General features: G+C 66.5%; 1 protein-coding gene. It reads left to right on the top strand.

Annotated features, from left to right (window positions below):
• Positions 1 to 244: 244 nt before the first annotated feature.
• Positions 245 to 538, top strand: a 294-nt coding sequence (locus E2651_RS43555) for a SulP family inorganic anion transporter (protein ID WP_245239571.1), incomplete at its 3' end; no start/stop codon positions are given.

Here is a 538-nt window from a genome sequence, read left to right on the forward strand (position 1 = left end):
CCGGCATACGAGATTCATGAGCGTCTCGTGGGCTCGGAGATGTGTATAAGGGACAGGTGGGGGCGTGCGTTCTTGGGGGGACGGAGGATGTGCCTCTGCGCCTCCGCAGGAAACGTCGCGTCGGGGAAGCGGCTTACGTGACAATGGGATTCAGGTTCAGGGGTTCCCCCTCCCCCGGGCTGCCCGCGCATCTCTTGTGTCTGTTCGTGCGTATGTACGCAGTCGGAGGTGCCGTCCCTTGTTTGTGCCTGGAGTTTCTCGACAGCGGTTTGCCTGCTCGCGGAGCGATCTCGTCGCTTCACTCGTCGTCTTTCTTGTCGCTGTGCCCCTCTGCGTCGGTGTCGCCGTCGCCTCCGGTGTGCCCGCCGAGCTCGGGCTGATCACCGGCATCGTCGGCGGGCTCGTCGTCGGGGTCATGCCCGGCAGCAGCCTGCAGGTCAGCGGGCCCGCGGCCGGTCTTACCGTGCTCGTGTACGAGGCCGTGCGGGCCTATGGGATCGGCTCGCTCGGGGTGCTCGTGCTCGGGGCGGGACTGCTG

Origin of the sequence: Streptomyces sp. MZ04 (assembly GCF_004684775.1) — a bacterium.
Classification (GTDB): domain Bacteria; phylum Actinomycetota; class Actinomycetes; order Streptomycetales; family Streptomycetaceae; genus Streptomyces.